Here is a 15,525-nt window from a genome sequence, read left to right as displayed (position 1 = left end):
GATCTCGGGAGTGCCGCTGCGCTGGACCCTAAGCTGAAGTGGCGAGAGTCTAGCCGAGGGCCATGGGCCTGTCAAGCCATTGGCTCGGTAAGACAAGGGTTTACGGCCCCTCTGTTAGGATGGGGGACGCAATGGCGGGAGGGCTCGTTTGGCTGATTCTGGGGGTAGCCGGCGCGGCCGCGCAGCTCGAGCTCGACTGCGCCGCGCCCGAGCGCGCCCGGGCGCTCATCGAGTACGCCAGGCTCTCGGAAATCGAGCAGGTCGAAGACATCCATCGGGACGCGTTCGACAAGGCACTCGCCCGCTGTCAGTTGGGAGCCGGCCGCGAGGCCTGCCGAACCGAGCAGCGGCGGCAGGCCGATCTCGAGTGGGAGCGCAAGCTGGCGGAGATCAAGGCCAGATACGAGAAGATGCACACGGATTTCGAAGAGCGGTGCCGGGCCTCGATCGCCTTGAGGTAGTGCAGCACGCCCGCGTGGATCATGGTCGGGTGGATGCCCCGGTCGCGCTCGGCGAAGCGCTTCGCGAAGGCACGCGTCGGTGGCCATCTCCGGCCGATGATAGGGGTGGCGTTCGGACCGCACAAGCGGATATCATGCGCGCCATGAGCCCACGACTCCTCTTCATCGGCGCAGGCGCGATCGGCAGCTATCTCGGCGGGTTCCTCTCCCGGGCCGGGCACGAGGTCACGCTCGTGGACCCTTGGCCCGAGCAGGTCGAGGCGATACGCGCCCGCGGCCTCAGCGTGAGCGGGCCGCACGAGCCCTTCGAGGCGCGGCCGGCGGCGCTCCACGTTCACGAGGCGCAGCGGCTCAGGGCCGATTTCGACGTCGCATTCGTCGCGGTCAAGGCCTACGATACGGCGTGGGCGACGCACATGGCCCTTCCCCGCCTCGGGCCCGACGGCTACGTCGTCTCGGCACAGAACTGCTGGAACGATCCCGTCGTCGCGGCCATCGCCGGCCCGGATCGCTCGGTCGGGCTCGTCATGTCCAAGATCGCGGTCGCCCTCTGGGAGCCCGGGCGCGTCGAGCGGGGCGCCGAGAAGGGCAGCGGCTCTGGGCACGACGTGTTCCGCGCGGGCGAGCACGACGGCCGGATCACGCCCCGTGTGGAGACTCTGGCCAGGATGCTCTCGGTCATCGACGGCGCCAGGGCGACGGACAACCTCTGGGGCGAGCGCTGGTCCAAGCTCTGCGCGAACGCGATGGGGAATCCCGTGCAGGCGATGACCGGGCTCGGCAGCCTCGAGATCGCGGCGAAACCTCGGGGGCGCGAGATCACCATCCGCCTGGCATCCGAGTCAGCCCGCGTCGGGCTGGCGGCCGGCTACTCGATCCCCAAGTTCGGCGGCGCGGAGGCCAAGACCTGGTCGGCCGCGGACGACGGGGCCGTCTACGCCGAGCTCGACGCCATGCTCGTGCCCAAGGACGGCTCGAGCCGGAACTGGCGCGCCTCGATGGCGCAGGACGTGGCCAAGGGACGGCGCTCGGAGATCGAGCAGATGAACGGCCACGTGGTGGCTCGCGGGCGCGAGCTCGGGGTGGCGACGCCGCTCGGGTCGGTCGTGGTCGGCCTCGTTCGCGAGATCGACGCGGGCGCCCGGAGGCCCGCCCCCGAGCTGATCGAGCAGGCGCTCAAGGCGGCCGGCGCCTAGTACACCAGTTCGCGCAGGCGTGAGCCGCTCGGCGCAGCGCCTTTTTCGCTTGACAGCCGCGCGCGTGGCGCGTCGCCGCGGCCTGGCAGCTCGCGGTCGATGCCGGCTCAGAGGCCCATCCGAGCCGGCCGATGGGCGAACGATCACGGTCGAATAACGAATGGTCTCCCGCTCTCCGATCGTCCTTCCTGGCCGCTCCCCGGCGCCCCTGAAATCCGGGTGTAGAGTCGCCTCACCGCCAAGGGAGGGACGCGCCATGACGATTGACTCACTGAAGGATTCCGCCGTTCCCCGTCGTGCCGAACAGCTGGACCGGCTCGGCGACGAGATCGCCGAGCTATCGGCTCACCTGGACGCCGCGACCGCGCGGCTGCTAGAGCTGATCCGCGAGTTCGACGCCCGCGGAGGGTGGAACACCGGCTTCCGCTCCTGCGCGGCGTGGCTGAGCTGGCGGGTGGGGCTGGAGCCGGGGGCGGCTCGGGAGCGGGTGCGGGTGGCGCGGACGCTGGGGACGCTGCCGCTGCTGGCGGAGGCACTGGCGCGAGGGGAACTGTCGTACGCCAAGCTGCGGGCGCTGACGCGAGTGGCGACGCCGGAGACGGAGGAACGGCTGCTCGGGGTGGGGCGGGCGGGTACGGCGGCGCATGTGGAGCGTATCGTACGGGGCTGGCGACGGGTGGACCGGAACGCCGAGGCGCGAGAGGCGGCGCGCCAGCACACGCGGCGAGGGTTGCAGGTGTACGAGGACGAGGACGGCATGGTCGTGGTACGGGGGCGACTCACGCCGGAGGTGGGGGCGCTCCTGCGGCGTGCGCTCGACGCCGCCCGCGAGGTGTTGTACGAGCGGGCCCGGGGGTCGGAGGCTGCGGGCGAGCAGGCTCCGACACCGGCGCAGCAGCGGGCGGACGCGCTGGCGCTGGTAGCGGAGACGGCGCTGCACCACAGCCTCGATCCCGGCGCCCCGGGCGAGCGCTACCAAGTGGTGGTCCATGTCGATGCATCGGCGCTGGCGGATCCGAATCAGCCGGGGCAGTCCGTCCTCGAGGACGGCGCGCACGTTCCCGCGGAAACGTCTCGGCGTCTGGCCTGCGATGCGAGCCGGGTGGTGATGCGGCACGACGATGCTGGGCGCGTCGTTGAGATCGGAGCGCGGACACGGACCATTCCTCCCGCCCTCCGGCGCGCGCTCCAACAGAGGGACTGGGGCTGCCGCTTCCCGGGATGCGGTGTGCGGGTGGGCCAGGGGCACCACCTGCGCCACTGGGCTCAGGGCGGCCCCACGGCGCTCTCCAATCTCGCCCTGCTGTGTCGGCGCCACCATCGCGCGGTGCACGAGGAGGGCTATCAGGTCGCCCGAGGTCCGGACGGGGAACTGCGGTTCTCGCGTCCGGACGGCCGGCAGCTGCCGGAGGTGCCGGTGCCCGCGCCGGTGCCTGACGATCCGGTCCAGGCGCTCCGGGCGGATCACGCCTCGCGGGGCCTCCTCGTGCACTCGCGGACTGGATGCCCCGGCTGGCTTGGGGAGCGGCTCGACCTGGGTTGGGCGATCGATGTGTTGCATCCGCGCGCCCGACGCGCGGAGGGCATGGTGGAACCGGGCCCAGACCATGAGTATCGAACATGAGACTTTCGATTTTCACGGTAACGCGGGGGCGTGATCCGACGGGCACGACGACTGGCCGAGCTGCGCTCCGCCTTGAAGCGGGCCCGCGTCACCCTGCCTAGAGCGGCCGAGGGTAGAAGCGGACGTCCGTCTTCGAGGCGTCCCAGGCCCGGTTCGCCGCCTCGATCTCCCACGATTCCATGCAGTCCTGCTGAGCGCGCATGATCTCCTCGATCATGTCGCGCGGGTCCGCGTGGAAAGACGCGTGCAGGAACCGCTTAGCGTGGCCCGTCGCCGTGCGCGAGGCGTAAAAGGCCTTCTCGACGATGGATGTCCCGCGCGACCAGCGCTAACCGCTTCTCCGCCCCGACCACGGCCTCGAGCTGCGCCCACTTGGTCTTGTCTTGAGCTTCTCCTTGCGCTCCACCTCCTCGTCGAGCGCGAGCTTGGCAAGCCGGATCTCGTAGTAGATCAGCACCGTGGTGCCGTCCTGCACGGCGCGCTGGATGTCCTAGATGCTGATGTAGTCGCCGAACACCGCGCGCGTGTTGGCGTCTTGCAGCTCGATCGGCGAGCCGATGAAGCCGATAAACGAGGTATGCGGCAGCGCGTCGCGCATGTGGCGCGCGTAGCCGTCGATGAAGTCGTACTGGCTGCGGTGCGCCTGGTCGGCGATTACCACGATGTTGCGGCGCTCGGAGAGCGTCAATACCTCCACTCCTCATGCGCCAACGGCGCCCGATTCAGTTCCGCCCGGCACAGGCGCCATGTAGGCATCAGCGTGTCCATCAACCCGCGGAACCGCTCGTTGTGGCGCCGTTCGAGGATGTGGACCATCTCGTGCACCAGGATGTACTCCAGACACGAAGACGATTTCTTGGCCAACTCCAGATTTAGCCAGATGCGCCGGGCCGCGGCATTGCAGCTACCCCAGCGAGTCTTCATCTTCTTGATTCGCACTTCGGGAACCGTCACGCCGACCTTGGTTTCCCATTTGGCGAGAAGCGGCAGAATCTGCGCCCGGAGCCGTCCCCGACACCACTGCTGAAGCACGGCTTCGCGTTTGTCCCGGTTGGTCCCCGGGCGGACGCGCATTTCCATAGCCGTGTTATTCGACAGGCACACCGACGGTTGGCCGTCGTGCTCGATCACGTCGAGCCGGTAGCGCCGGCCCTGAACGTAATGGCTTTCGCCGGTCGCAAGCTCGCGCTGTGATTGGCGCACCTGCTGCTCGAAATCGGCCTGCTGCCGACGAATCCATCCGAGGCGTGAAATGACGGCGAGCCGCACGGCGTCATCACCAAGGCGAAGCGGTGCGGCCACCCGCACTCGGCCACCCGGCGGGTAGACACCCACATGGAGGTTCTTGATGTCCTTGCGGACAACCTCGATAAGCAGCCCTCGGACCTCGATGTGCTGCCGTTTAGTATTCACGCTGGTTCTTCACGATCTCAAAGATGGTACCCCCCAGACCCGCATCCGCACCGAGCACCGACTGGATGGCGTTGCGGACCTCGCGCTCCTTGAACTTGTTGCCGCGCCAGTCCGCCTTCTTTATCTGGCGGATAGCGCGATCCACCGCCAGCGCCCTCGCTTCTCTGGCATCCGCGGCTGGAGCTGAGCCGTAAGGCGCCGGTCGCTCCCGTACCGCCAGCACGCTGGCGTCCTCCAGGTTGTCATAGAGCGCGCGCAATGCGGCGCTGTTGATGCTCGAGGGATAGGACGACTGGGTCTCCGGCTGGCTCACCTGCTTGGTCAGCGCGACGATCCTTGCCAGGTAGGCCTTGTAGTCCATCGCCTCCTGCTTGCGCTGCGCGATCAGTGCGTCGAGCAGCTCCGACATCTTCTCGTAGTACTTAGGGTTGACGGCCATCTCGTCGATGATCAGCCTGCGGACGTTATTCTCGATCGTCTCGGCCATCGCCTCCCGGTTCTCGCGCAGACCCCTGGGCAGCGCGTCCACGGCCGCGTCACCGCGCTCCACGATCAGTTGCACCAGCGTCAGGTCGTCGAACGCCGACAGCTTCTCGCTCTCCTCCGCCCGGATGTAGGTATCCAGCAGGTGCCGCATGGCCGGCTCGTACATCTTCAGGTCGATGTAGTCGCCGCTGGCGAGCTTGACCTCTTCGCGCACCTTCTCGTAGTGGTCCACCTCGCCCTTGATCTCCTGCGTCTCCGCATCGGAGTAGCCGGCCTCGCGCATTTCATTCGCGAGGTTGGCGTAGGCCCGCAGAAACGCGGCGGCGAGCTTGTACAGCGCCACGCGCCTGGGCTCGTTGTCCTTCAACTGCTCGGCATTGCCGCTCTCGGCTGCGCAGAAGTACCGCAAATAACCCGCCGTATCGCGGGGAGGCTCCACCGGTTCGCACAGCGCCTTAACCGCCTCGCGCGCTTCCTCCAGCCGCTCCCGGCCCTGCTGGAGGCGATCCTTCAACAAGCCCTCGACGTCGGCCTTGTCGTAGCCGCCGAAGGCTTCCCCGGTGTAGTCCTTGATGGACTGCTCCAGCGACCGGAAGAGATCCTTGTAGTCGATGATATAGCCGTACTCTTTGTCCTCTCCGTCCAGGCGGTTGACCCGGCAGATCGCCTGGAAGAGGCCGTGGTCCTGCATCTGCTTGTCGATGTAGAGGTACGTCGCGGGCGGCGCGTCGAAGCCGGTCAGCAGTTTGTCCACGACGATCAGCAGCTTCATCTGCCCGGGCTCGTCGATGAAGCGCTTTTTCACCCCCTTCTCGAACTGCTCCACCTTGTACATAGCAGTCTCTTCCGGCTCGTTGAAGTGCACCGCGAGCATCTTCCGGTAGATGTCGTACTGCCGCAGCTTCTCGGTCTGCCCCTCGCCGGTCTCTTCGCCCTTGATGTCCGCCGGTGACGGCGTGTAGGACGTGACGATCGCGCACTTGCCCGCGAGATCCGTCTGCTGGAACATCTCGAAGAAGCGACACGCCGAGTAGATGCTGCCCGAGACCAGCATCGCGTTGCCGTGGCCGCTTTTCAGCCGGTCCCGCGTCTCCATGTCCAGCAGGATGTCATTGACGATCTGGGTCAGCCGGTCCCGGGCGCTCAGCACCTTCTGCATCGTGCCCCAGCGCTGCTTGAGCTGGGCCTTAGCCACGTCCGTCAGCCCCTGGGTCTTCAGCTCGAACCACTGATCGATCTTCGCCTGCGAGGTAATGTTCTGGTCGATATCGCGCGCCTCGTAGCGCAGGTCGAGCACCACGCCGTCTCGCACCGCCTCGTCATACTTGTAGGTGTGGATGTACGGCCCGAAGGTCTCGATGCTCCGCCGCTTGTCGTCCTTGAGCAGCGGCGTCCCCGTGAAGCCGATAAGCATCGCCCCGGGCAGCAGCGCCTTCATCGCGTCGTGCAGCTTGCCGGACTGGGTGCGGTGGCACTCGTCCACGAAGACGAAGACCTCGCCCTTGGCGTGAAATCCCGTGGGCAGGTGGCTCCGGATGTCCTCAAGGAAGGCATCGATGTCGCCTTCCTCCGACGCGCCGAACTTGTGGACCAGCGAGCCGATCAGCCACTTGTCACTGGCGTTGAGCACCTGCACCAGGTCGGCGCCGCTCTTGGTGCGGTAGATGTCCTCGCTGACGCCCTTGAATACCTTCTCGATCTGCTCGTCCAGTTCGGTGCGGTCGGTGATGATCAGCACGCGGGCATCACGCACGTGCTCGCGGATCCACTTTGCCAGCCAGACCATGATCAGACTCTTGCCGCTGCCCTGAGTGTGCCAGACGATGCCGCCCTCGCGACGCTGCACGCGCGTCTGAGCCGCCCGCACCCCGAAGTACTGGTTGTGGCGGCAGGTCTTCTTGATGCCCGCGTCGAAGACCATGAAGTCGTGCACCAGCTCGAGCAGCCGCTCGTGGCTACAGAGCTGGCCCAGCTCGCGCAGCAGCGGGTTACCGCCGGCCTCCGGGTGCGCGTCGCCTTCCTTCCAGCGCAGCCAGTACTTCTCCGGCGTCTCGATCACGCCGTAGCGCAGCCCCTCGGTGTCGTTGCCCGCCATCACGAGCTGCACCGTGGCGTAGAACGGCCGGATGAAGTCCTTCTTCTGGCTGTCCAGGTTCTGGCGGATACCTTCGGTCACCGACACAGTGGAGCGCTTCAGCTCCAGTACGCCGAGAGCGATCCCGTTGACGTAGAGCACGAGGTCGGGTCGCTTTGTGTTCTCCCCGGCGACGGTCACCTCCTCGGCGATGCCGAAGTCGTTGTCGCCGGGCTTCTTCCAGTCGATCAGCCAGACGGTGATGTTCTGCTCGCCCACGTCCGGCCGAACCTTCACGCCGTAGCGGAGCAAGCCGTACACCTCGCGGCTGGCGTCGTAGAGCGTTTTGCTGCCACCAAGCGCAGCGGCCTTGCTCAGCTCGAACAGCACTTTGCCTATGATCTTGTCGCTGTGGCCCTGCCGCTTGAGCCAGTCGGTGAGCAGCGCCTCCTCGAGGTTGCTATTGTCAGGGCGGTCCTTCCAGTGGCCGAGGTAGGCATAGTCGAGCGCGTCCTTGAAGAACGCGACCACGCGCTTCTGCGTGAGGAGTTCCCGCTGGCCCACCGTGCTCATGCGCCGGCCTCCACTGGCGCCGGCTTGACCAGTCGCACCCGGCCCGTGAGGAGCTGCTGCATTATGCCCTGCTTGATGCCGCGGGTCTTGTCTCGCCTTCGTTCCAGCGCCGCGATTTCCGTGTCCATGTCGAAGAGTACATTCGCGATGGCTGTCTGTTCCTCAACGTTCGGCACCAGGAAGCGGAAGTTGGCCATGTCCCGACCATACAAGTGAAAGACCGTCGTGCCAGACACGAGTTGCATCACCTGACTGCGATGCACCTTGATTGCTCCCGCCAGAAACTCGCCATGTAGGACATCCGCCGGCGCGCGAATAACAAGAATGTCGCCCCCGAGGATGACGTTGGACAACAAGATGCAACTCGCCGTCGCCAAACCGGTCGGGGTTACGTCGGACGTAGGCATTAGCACGTCATTGCGAACAGAACGAGCATACGACCCGTCCCGGTCAGTCCCATTCAGAACTTCTGCGATGCGCTCTCCGTAGGTCGTAAAGAGCTCGCCGTAGTGGATGCATCGCACCCTCCCGTCGGGGCTCAGGTCAGCCTTGGACAAACCCAAGCCTTTGAAGAATGAGGCGATATCCCCGAGCCGCCTCGTCTCCCACTCCCCGCTGAACCCCGGCAGGCGGGTCTTGCCGGTGAGGAGTTGCTGCATGGCCGCCTGCTTGATGGCTCGCTTCTTGGCGATCAGCGCCTCCAACGCCCCGAGCAGCCCGTCCACATCCGACAACGCCTCGGCGATCGCGCGTTGTTCGGATTCAGGGGGCAAGGCAACTACCGCTTGCCGTACCTGTTGAAGACTGATCTGGGGGTAGGCTTGGCCGGTTGTGATTGTCTCAAATGTCTGCCGTACTCGGTGCTGGGATAGAAAATGGTAGACGTATCCCGAATCCACGCTAGGCGCGGCGATGCGGATTCGCGCTATGTGTTGATTGATATTCGCAGATCCGACGCCTCTTAGTAGAACGACGCGCCCTACGTTGCCGGTAATCGTGATTAGTATGTCTCCGTCACGAACCTCACTTCGTCGTAGTGATTCATTTGCAGCGGACGAAATGAACATTGATTGATCGAGGTCGAGCCCGTTATCTGAGACACACTCACTCCTTAAGAACAAAATGCCCCTTTGTTCCCACTTGAAACCGTAGGTCGTCGGCGTCGCTCCTTTTGTTATGAAACCGGAAAGCTTGGCTAGAGGCGAAACGCTCCACTCCTCCGGAAAGAGTCCGATCTCGGTTCGCTTGTATCCTGGTGGCACATCGGGCGCATCGGCCTTGGTCAGATACCGGGCGGACGCCTCCTTAACCTGCACAGCTTCGCCGCTCATCCCCACGCGAGCCCCATCTTTTTCAGGTGCGATTCAACCTTCGAGCAGAGCGCTTCGACCTCGCACTCAAGTTCAGGCAGCGGCTGCGCGTAACGGTCTTCCAGTTCCTTCACGCGCCCGGCGAGTTGCTGCGTCAACCGCTGCACCTCGCCCTCGATGCCGGCGCGGATGCTGGCGAACCACTTTTCCTCGACCACCAGCCTCTTGATCTCCGCCTCGATAAGCTTGGCGTACCTCGCCAGGACCTTCTCATCGAGCACCGCTTGCGCGTCCTTGACGGCCTTGCCCGCCTCGGACTCGGCCTCGATCAGTTCCAGGCAGCGAATAAGGGTGTCCCGTTCTTCGTCGCTCTCCGGCGCGCCTTCGATGGCCTTGAGCCGCTCCTTCACGCCGCCCTTCGTGACCTTGCCGTTGTCGTTGGTGGCGTCCTCCAGCAAGCCCTCTTCGCCGGTGTGTTCCTCGACGAACTCCTCCAGCTCGCGGGCTACGGTTTCCTGCCTGGCCTGTAGCGCCTCGATGGCGGAGTGCTCTTTGGCGAAGTAGCGGGCGACGATCAGCGCCGGGGGGACCAAGTCCATCTTGTACTTCTTGCGGCCGATGGTCAGATCCGCCGTTTCCTTGATCTTCTTTTCCTTGTCCTCGATAATCCCGCGCGGCTTGGCGGCCTCAACCCAGCCGTCGGCGGCGATCAGGTACACGTCGTCTTGCATCGTCTCCGCCCAGTAGTCCATCAATCGCTGGTAGACGTCGTAGCGGCTGAGCAGCGATAGGTCGCTGAAGCGCGCGAGCAGGTCTTCCGACAAGATGTGGATGACCTGTCTGGGGAGGTCGTTGATCTTCAGACAATTGAGCCACGCCTCGTGCGCGTTGCGCCAGGCACCGATGGCGGCCACGACCCGCTCGGCATAAGCGCTGAACTCAGCATGGCCGAGGATGGTGGGCTTCACCTCCTGCGTCTCGACGCGGGTCATGCTGTAGCCCGCGCGAGCGTGGTCTTTGAACAGCGCCTGGCGCAGCGATGGGAAGACGGTCCAGTAGGCATCGAGCGCGTCGCTGTCGCGGTTGGGGATGCCGCCGTTCAGGTGCGCGTCGAGGTCGTGCAGGTCCTCCGGCTCGCTCGAATCGATGTAGCGCGAGATGTTGAGGTTGTAGTCGTTGGCGGGGCTCGCGATCTCGCTCACCGGCACCATGCGCGCATAGCGCGACAGCTCGACCTGCCGGTTGAACACGTCCACGATCTTGTGGATGTCCTGGGCGCGCAGGCGGTTCTTGTTGCCGTCCTTGAGGAAGCCCTTGCTGGCATCGATCATGAAGATGCCGGTGCGGGCGTGGGCGTTCTCCTTGTCGATCACCACGATGCAGGCGCGGATGCCGGTGCCGTAGAAGAGGTTCGCGGGCAGGCCGATGATGCCCTTGATGAGGCCGCGCTGGATGAGGTTGCGGCGGATGTCGGCCTCCTTGTTGCCGCGGAAGAGCACGCCGTGCGGCAGGATGATCGCGCCTTTGCCCTTGCTCTTGAGCGACGCGATCAGGTGCAGCAGGAAGGCGTAGTCGCCGTTCTTGGCCGGAGGGATGCCGTACTCGAAGCGCCCGAACACATCGTTGGCCGGGTCGAGCCCGCTGGACCAGGCTTTGGCGGAGAAGGGCGGATTCGCAACAGCGAAGTCGAAGGTCTTGAGGCTGTCGTCCTTGTTCTTGAAGTGGGGCGCCGCCAATGTGTTGCCGCGCCAGAGTTCGTGGGTCGGGTGCCCGTGCAGGAACATGTTCATCCGCGCCAGCGCCCAGGTGGCGACGTCCATCTCCTGGCCGTAGATGGTCATGCCGCGCGGCGCCTGGTCGGCGGCCTTGAGCAGCAGCGAGCCGGACCCGCAGGTTGGGTCGTAGATGGTCTGGTCCTGGCGGGTGTCGGCGCCGATGCCGACCACCTGAGCCATGATGCGCGAGACCTCCGCCGGGGTGTAAAACTGCCCCTTGCTCTTGCCACTCTCGGTGGCGAAGTGGCGCATCAGGTACTCGTAGGCGTCGCCCAGCAGGTCGTCGCCTTCCGCCCGGTTGGCGCGGAAGTCGAGGCCATCGAAGATGGCCACCAACTTCGAGAGCTTGTCCTGCATGTCTTTGCCAGCGCCGAGCTTGCTTTCGTCGTTGAAGTCGGCCTGGTCGATCACACCCTTGAGGTCGTTGGCCTCCGCGAGCCGGCCGATGATCTTGTTGATCTTGTCGCCGATCTCTTTGTCACCCTTGAGCTTCACCATGTCGGCGAAGCCGCCGCCCTTGGGCACCTCGATGAGCGCGTCGGGCTTGCCGGCGTATTTGTCCGACACGTACTTCATGAACAGCAGCGTGAGGACGTAGTCCTTGTACTGCGAGGCGTCCATGCCGCCGCGCAGCTCGTCGCAGGACTGCCAGAGGGAGCTGTAGAGCTGGGATTTCTTCAGCGCCATGAATCAGTCCTCGTGGTGCGTTTGCGCGAGCGCAACCCTGTGGCCCGACTGGTTGGACGACATCGAGCCGTTGGCCAGCACGAAGCCGGCCACGCCCGCGGGCCCGAGGTGATGGACGATGTGCTGCACCCAGGCGAAGTTGGCGTTGCCCGCCGGCGGTGCGCCGTACTGCCAGAGCTGAGCTTCGTAGCCGACGTTGGCGGCGGTGCTCGAGTCTGCCCGTGTGTTCTTCTTCTGTTTCGCCATCTCCGCCCCTCGTTTCATCCTTCCGTTCGATAGTAACGTCGCTTCGGGTCCTGCGGCCCCGTGCCGACCTCGCGGACGAGCCCGCCCGCGACGAGCCGGGCGAGGCGCGTGCGCGTGGAGCGCGAGGTCAGGTGGATCGCGTTGGCGATCTCGCTGGTGAGCAGCCCCTTGCCGCGCGCCAGGGCCTTCACGATGGCCTGGTCGGTCTCGTCCAGCGCGGGTGCGCTGACGCGCTCGCTAAAGAGAGCCACCCGAAACCGCGTGCCGATCTCCTCGAAGACCGGGAGGGCGAGCCCCGCTTCGCGGCAGGCGCCCGTCATGCGCTGCACGCCGCTGCCCCACTGCTCGATCAGCCCGAGCGTGTGGAAAACCCGCCCGATGACGCGGTTGCGAAGCTTCGAGACACCGCGCGGGAGATCCTCGACGGTGAGCCCGAACGGGAGGAGCCCGGGGTTCTCGACCTCCAGCCGATCGTCGAAGATGGCGATGCGCAGCGGGGCGCCGCGCTGGGCGTAGTCAGCGTGCGCGACCGCGTTGATGACGGCTTCGCGAACCGCCACGGGCGGCAGGCTCCAGCGTTCGCGGCGGCGCACGGCGCCGATCTCGGCCCCGTGGAGTCCGTGCTTCTGCACGAAGGCGATCGCCTCCTCGATGGCCTGCACCGGATGGGAGCGGATCTCGGTGCGGTCGAGGATGCGGCTCTTGTCGGTGCCCCGAAACCGGCCGGCCTGGATCCAGGCGTCGGGGAAGTGGCGCTGGCGATCGCGGCCGAACAGGAGGACCCCGCCGACGGTGGGCACCTTGCGTCCCTGGTGATCCGTCACGAGGCGGAGAGTCTCGAGATCGCGGCGGGCGATCCTGCGGACGGGCGCGAACGACTCGGAAGCGGCTCGGAAGTCCAGCGCTTCCGAGTCGAGGTCCGGCATCGGCTGCTCGTCGAAGGCTTCGCCGCGCCCGAAGCGGCGCAGCTCCTCGACCAGTTCCCGGTCGGCCCGCCGGTTGGTGGAGCCCACGCGCACGTAGACGCCGCCGTCGGGCCCCGCGCGTTCGAGATAGTGCGGGCGGCTCGGGCTCGGGTAGACCCGCACGGCCAGGACCTGGGTGCGCCGCCAGGGTAGGATCTCGATCTCCGGCATGAGCCGAGGGGCCACCTGATCGCTGATCAGGTTGGCCAGACGTTCCTCCAGATCGAGAGGGTCGCTGACACCGCGGACGTGACCGCTCCGGTCCTCGACGCCGACCAGAAGCGTTCCGCCCGCGGTATTCGCGAAGGCGATGATCGTCTTGAGGGCTCCTTCCGGCGCCGACAGCTCGCGCTTGAACTCGAGGGTCTTGCCCTCCGGGCGCTTGAGCAGTTCGACCAGGTCCATTGTGCTCGGAAGTCTACTCGGAAGATACGACCTGCGTCAATCTTCCGAGCACCGCCGCCGGCCGGAGCGCACCAGACCACGGCAACGGTCCTGCTCTCGATGACGAGGCACCGGCCGACACGCGATGTCGGGGTGTCTAACTGAGCTAGTCCCGGGGCGGGGGCGGGTAGAAGCGGGCGTCCTTCTTCGCGGCGTCCCAGGCCTGGTTCGCCGCCTTGATCTCCCACGATCCCATGCAGTCCTGCTGCGCGCGCACGATCTTCTCGATCATGTCGCGCGGGTCCGCGTGGAAAGACGCGTGCAGGAGCCGCTTGGCGTGGCCCGTGGCCGTGCGCGAGGCATGAAAGGCCTTCTCGACGATCTCGCCGAGCTTGGCGTCGATCTGCGCCGCAGGCACCACCCAGTTGACGAGCCCCATGGCGAGCGCCGCCTCGGGTCCGATGTGGTCGTTCAGCAGCGTCAGCTCCTTGGCGCGCCCGAGACCGATGATGCGGGCAAGCCGCAGAATGGAGCCGTCCGGGATGAGGCCGTGGCGCGTGGCACCGAGCCCAAGGACGGCGTCGTCGGCCGCCAGGCGCAGGTCGCACGCGACCGCGAGTTGGAGCCCGCCGCCGATCGAGTAGCCGTGGAGCACCGCGACCACGAGCTTGTCCATGTCCTCGAGGCAATTGAGCCCGCGGATCCAGTGCCGGTAGAAGGCCTCGCCGATGCGCCCCGCCGAAAGCTCCTTCCTGTCCATGCCCGAGGAAAACGCCCGGCCCCTGCCCCGGACGACGACCACCCAGACGTCCGGGTCCTTGGCCGCGGCCTCCGCGTGATCCGCCAGCTGCGCCGCGAGATCGTGGTGAAGGGCGTTCAGCACGCCGGGACGGTTGAGCGTGAGCGTGGCAACGCCGTCCCGCACCTCGTAGAGCACGCTCGGCTCCGTCATCGGGACGTCCGCTCCTGACGGAATCCGAGGATGTCGCGGGCTATGACCATGCGCTGGATCTCCGAGGTGCCCTCACCGATCTCGGTCAGCTTGGCGTCGCGGAAGATACGCTCGATGGGGAACTCCGTGATGTAGCCGGCGCCGCCGTGGATCTGGAGCGCCTTGCTCGCGGCCTTCATCGCGACCTCAGACGCGAAGACCTTTGCCATCGATGCGGCCGTCTTCGCCGGCCGTCCCGCGTCCTTGAGGGCCGCGGCGCGGAGCGTGAGGAGGCGCGCGGCCTCGACCTCCGTGCCGATGTCGGCGATCATGCCCTGGAGCCCGTTGAACTCGGCCAGCGTCTTGCCGAAGGCCCGCCGCTGCTTCATGTATGCGAGCGCCTGGTCGAGCGCGGCCTGCGCGATGCCTACCGCCATGGCGGCCATGGCGACGCGGCCACCCTCGAGCACCTGCAGGGTGTTGACGAAGCCCTTGTGGAGCTCGCCCACGAGGTTGGCGGCGGGCACGGCAACGCTGTCGAAGATGAGCTCGGCGGTGTTCGAGGCATGGAGCCCGAGCTTCCGGTAGGGGCGTCCGGCGCTGAAGCCCTGCATGCCCCGCTCGAGCACGAAGGCGGAGATGCCCTTGTTGCCTCGCGCCGGATCGGTGACGGCCATCACGACGGCGACCTCCGCGACGCCCGCGTTGGTGATGAAGGCCTTGCTGCCGTTCAGAATGAAGTGGGAACCGTCGGGGACCGCTCGCGACGTCATCGCCGCGGCGTCCGATCCCGATCCCGGCTCGGTCAGCCCCCAGGCGCCCAGCGCTTCGCCGCGCGCCAGGCGAGGCAGGTACGCCGCCTTCTGCTCCTTCGAGCCGAAGAGCGCGATGTGGTTGGTGCAGAGGGAGTTGTGGGCCCACATCGTGATGCCCACCGAGGCGTCGACGCGGTTGAGCTCCTCGACGGCGAGCGCGTACGAGACGTAGTCGAGCGCGGCGCCGCCGTACTCCTCCGGCACGAGCGCGCCCAGCAGCCCGGTCTTGCCGAGGCTCTGGAGGATCTCGTGGGGGAACTCGTGGGCCTCGTCGTAGCGGTGGATCACGGGGGCGACCTCGGCGAGCGCCCACTCACGCGCCATGGCCCGGACCGCCCGCTGCTCGCGCGTCAGCTCAAAGTCCACGGCTCACCTTCCTGTCAAGCCGCCGGTGGGCGCATTACCCGCGTGGCCCGCCGGTGCCCCGAGCCGGGGATGCCTTCCTCCGCTCAGACCTCCTCGCCTCGACGCGCCTCCTCGCTCGGGCGCCTCCGCCTGCCCCCCATCCCCCGAGACGGGGGTGCGCTCGCCGCCCCGCTTCGCGGGGACGGCTCGCGCGGCGGAGGCGCCCTGCGCTTCGGGGCG

At 66.5% G+C, this 15,525-nt stretch carries 11 protein-coding genes and 1 pseudogene; 3 read left to right on the top strand and 9 right to left on the bottom strand.

Annotated features, from left to right (window positions below):
* Positions 1 to 131 precede the first annotated feature (131 nt).
* The 3 genes from Q7W02_03560 to Q7W02_03550 all read left to right on the top strand — a co-directional run bounded on the left by Q7W02_03560 (position 132) and on the right by Q7W02_03550 (position 3,281).
* Positions 132 to 461 carry a hypothetical protein gene (locus tag Q7W02_03560; GenBank protein MDO8475267.1) on the top strand — a complete coding sequence of 110 codons (330 nt, stop codon included), beginning with the start codon at positions 132 to 134 and terminating at the stop codon, positions 459 to 461.
* A 143-nt stretch (positions 462 to 604) separates the two neighbouring features.
* Positions 605 to 1,657 carry a 2-dehydropantoate 2-reductase gene (locus tag Q7W02_03555; protein ID MDO8475266.1) on the top strand — a complete coding sequence of 351 codons (1,053 nt, stop codon included), beginning with the start codon at positions 605 to 607 and terminating at the stop codon, positions 1,655 to 1,657.
* 256 nt (positions 1,658 to 1,913) lie between these two features.
* Positions 1,914 to 3,281, top strand: coding sequence for a DUF222 domain-containing protein (locus Q7W02_03550; protein ID MDO8475265.1), 1,368 nt, complete (start codon positions 1,914 to 1,916; stop codon positions 3,279 to 3,281).
* Positions 3,282 to 3,589: 308 nt separating this feature from the next.
* Here the strand turns inward: Q7W02_03550 and Q7W02_03545 are convergent.
* The 9 genes and pseudogenes from Q7W02_03545 to Q7W02_03505 all read right to left on the bottom strand — a co-directional run bounded on the left by Q7W02_03545 (position 3,590) and on the right by Q7W02_03505 (position 15,306).
* Positions 3,590 to 3,963, bottom strand: a pseudogene (locus tag Q7W02_03545) (DEAD/DEAH box helicase).
* 2 nt (positions 3,964 to 3,965) lie between these two features.
* Complete coding sequence (locus Q7W02_03540) at positions 3,966 to 4,694, bottom strand: SprT family zinc-dependent metalloprotease (protein ID MDO8475264.1); 729 nt, start codon at positions 4,692 to 4,694, stop codon at positions 3,966 to 3,968.
* Positions 4,684 to 7,827 (bottom strand): type I restriction endonuclease subunit R, encoded by a 3,144-nt coding sequence (locus Q7W02_03535; protein MDO8475263.1) that lies wholly within the window; start codon positions 7,825 to 7,827, stop codon positions 4,684 to 4,686. The genes Q7W02_03540 and Q7W02_03535 overlap by 11 nt, the downstream gene beginning before the upstream one ends.
* A complete protein-coding gene (locus Q7W02_03530; protein ID MDO8475262.1) occupies positions 7,824 to 9,158 on the bottom strand; it encodes a restriction endonuclease subunit S in 1,335 nt (444 codons plus the stop codon). The genes Q7W02_03535 and Q7W02_03530 overlap by 4 nt, the downstream gene beginning before the upstream one ends.
* Complete coding sequence (locus tag Q7W02_03525) at positions 9,155 to 11,599, bottom strand: type I restriction-modification system subunit M (GenBank protein ID MDO8475261.1); 2,445 nt, start codon at positions 11,597 to 11,599, stop codon at positions 9,155 to 9,157. The genes Q7W02_03530 and Q7W02_03525 overlap by 4 nt, the downstream gene beginning before the upstream one ends.
* 3 nt (positions 11,600 to 11,602) lie before the next feature.
* Positions 11,603 to 11,845: an N-6 DNA methylase gene (locus Q7W02_03520; protein MDO8475260.1), complete on the bottom strand. Its 243-nt coding sequence runs from the start codon at positions 11,843 to 11,845 to the stop codon at positions 11,603 to 11,605.
* 14 nt (positions 11,846 to 11,859) lie between these two features.
* The gene (locus tag Q7W02_03515; GenBank protein ID MDO8475259.1) at positions 11,860 to 13,215 is read right to left on the bottom strand and encodes a helix-turn-helix domain-containing protein; all 1,356 of its coding nucleotides are present in this window, start codon (positions 13,213 to 13,215) and stop codon (positions 11,860 to 11,862) included.
* 145 nt (positions 13,216 to 13,360) lie between these two features.
* Positions 13,361 to 14,146: an enoyl-CoA hydratase/isomerase family protein gene (locus Q7W02_03510; GenBank protein MDO8475258.1), complete on the bottom strand. Its 786-nt coding sequence runs from the start codon at positions 14,144 to 14,146 to the stop codon at positions 13,361 to 13,363.
* Positions 14,143 to 15,306 (bottom strand): acyl-CoA dehydrogenase family protein, encoded by a 1,164-nt coding sequence (locus tag Q7W02_03505; GenBank protein ID MDO8475257.1) that lies wholly within the window; start codon positions 15,304 to 15,306, stop codon positions 14,143 to 14,145. Before Q7W02_03505 ends, Q7W02_03510 begins: the two co-directional genes overlap by 4 nt.
* Between the last annotated feature and the right edge of the window lie 219 nt (positions 15,307 to 15,525).

The sequence above is a fragment of the Candidatus Rokuibacteriota bacterium genome, assembly GCA_030647435.1.
In the GTDB taxonomy this organism is placed as follows: Bacteria; Methylomirabilota; Methylomirabilia; order Rokubacteriales; family CSP1-6; genus AR37.
Note: the sequence above shows the minus strand (reverse complement) of the source record. Positions and strands in the feature narration are given on the sequence as shown.

What these genes read in the sequence shown, in the direction of transcription:
- Q7W02_03560 (MDO8475267.1), top strand. Translation starts at nt 132, where the DNA reads ATGGCGGGAGGGCTCGTTTGGCTGATTCTGGGGGTAGCCGGCGCGGCC.
- Q7W02_03555 (MDO8475266.1), top strand. Translation starts at nt 605, where the DNA reads ATGAGCCCACGACTCCTCTTCATCGGCGCAGGCGCGATCGGCAGCTAT.
- Q7W02_03550 (MDO8475265.1), top strand. Translation starts at nt 1,914, where the DNA reads ATGACGATTGACTCACTGAAGGATTCCGCCGTTCCCCGTCGTGCCGAA.
- Q7W02_03535 (MDO8475263.1), bottom strand. Translation starts at nt 7,827, where the DNA reads ATGAGCACGGTGGGCCAGCGGGAACTCCTCACGCAGAAGCGCGTGGTC.
- Q7W02_03530 (MDO8475262.1), bottom strand. Translation starts at nt 9,158, where the DNA reads ATGAGCGGCGAAGCTGTGCAGGTTAAGGAGGCGTCCGCCCGGTATCTG.
- Q7W02_03525 (MDO8475261.1), bottom strand. Translation starts at nt 11,599, where the DNA reads ATGGCGCTGAAGAAATCCCAGCTCTACAGCTCCCTCTGGCAGTCCTGC.
- Q7W02_03520 (MDO8475260.1), bottom strand. Translation starts at nt 11,845, where the DNA reads ATGGCGAAACAGAAGAAGAACACACGGGCAGACTCGAGCACCGCCGCC.
- Q7W02_03515 (MDO8475259.1), bottom strand. Translation starts at nt 13,215, where the DNA reads ATGGACCTGGTCGAACTGCTCAAGCGCCCGGAGGGCAAGACCCTCGAG.
- Q7W02_03510 (MDO8475258.1), bottom strand. Translation starts at nt 14,146, where the DNA reads ATGACGGAGCCGAGCGTGCTCTACGAGGTGCGGGACGGCGTTGCCACG.